Raw genomic sequence first — 1,061 nt, 5'->3', positions numbered from 1 at the left:
GTCGCGCCCGGGCGCACCTTGTCGACGCCTTGCACGATCACGTGATCGCCCGCCTGCAGACCGCCTTCGACGATCCAGTTCTGCCCTTGCATGCCGGTGATCTTCAGCGGACGCGGCTCGACCTTGTTGGCCGCGTTCACCACCATCGCGATCGCCTGGCCCTTCTGGTCGTGCGTGACGCCGATCTGCGGCACCAGGAACGCGTTCTCGTTCACGCCTTCCTCGATCCGTGCACGCACGAACATCCCCGGCAGCAGCACGCGGCCCGGGTTCGGGAAGACCGCGCGGATCGTCACCGAGCCCGTGGTCTGGTCGACCGTCACGTCCGAGAACTGCAGCTTGCCCGGCTCCGAGTAGGTCTTGCCGTCTTCCAGGATCAGCGTCACCTTCGCCGCGCCCGGGCCGCTCGTCTTCAGACGCCCGCTCTGCACGTCCTGACGCAGCTTCAGCCCTTCGAGGCTCGATTGCGTGAGGTCGACGTACACCGGGTCGAGCTGCTGCACCGTCGACATCAGCGTCGCCTGGCTCGCCTGCACGTATGCGCCCGGCGTCACCTGCGAGATGCCGACGCGGCCGCTGATCGGCGACACGACATCCGTATAGCCGAGGTTGATCTGCGCGGTGTCGACCGCCGCCTTGCCGGCCGCGACGTCCGCCGCGGCCTGCCCTTGCGTGGCGACCGCGTTGTCGTAGTCCTGCTTGCTGACCGCATTCGCGGCGACCAGCACCTTGTAGCGCGCGACCAGCGCGTTCTGCGTGACGAGGTTCGCCTGCGCCTTCGCAAGCGTCGCCTTCGCGCTGTTCAGCGCGGCGATGTACGGCGCCGGATCGATCTTGTAGAGGCGCTGGCCGGCCTTGACGTCGGTGCCTTCGGTGAATTCACGGCGCAGCACGATGCCGTCGACCCGCGCGCGCACTTGCGCGACGAGGAATGCACTGGTGCGGCCCGGCAGGTCGGTGAAGACCGGCACGGCTTGCGGCTGGACGGTGACGACGCCGACTTCCGGCGTTTGCGGCGGCGGTGCCGATTCTTTTTTCCCGCACGCGGCCAGGAAAACGGC

Annotated in this window: 1 protein-coding gene; it reads right to left on the bottom strand. The window is 68.0% G+C overall.

Annotated elements, in window-relative coordinates; all coding sequences use genetic code 11:
* The coding region (locus WS61_RS28445; protein WP_059505532.1) for an efflux RND transporter periplasmic adaptor subunit at positions 1–1,061 on the bottom strand (1,061 nt) is incomplete at both ends.

The sequence above is a fragment of the Burkholderia sp. ABCPW 11 genome (assembly GCF_001523445.1).
Lineage (GTDB): Bacteria > Pseudomonadota > Gammaproteobacteria > Burkholderiales > Burkholderiaceae > Burkholderia.
The sequence above is the reverse complement of the archived record's forward strand: the minus strand, read 5'-3'. Positions and strand labels throughout refer to the sequence as shown.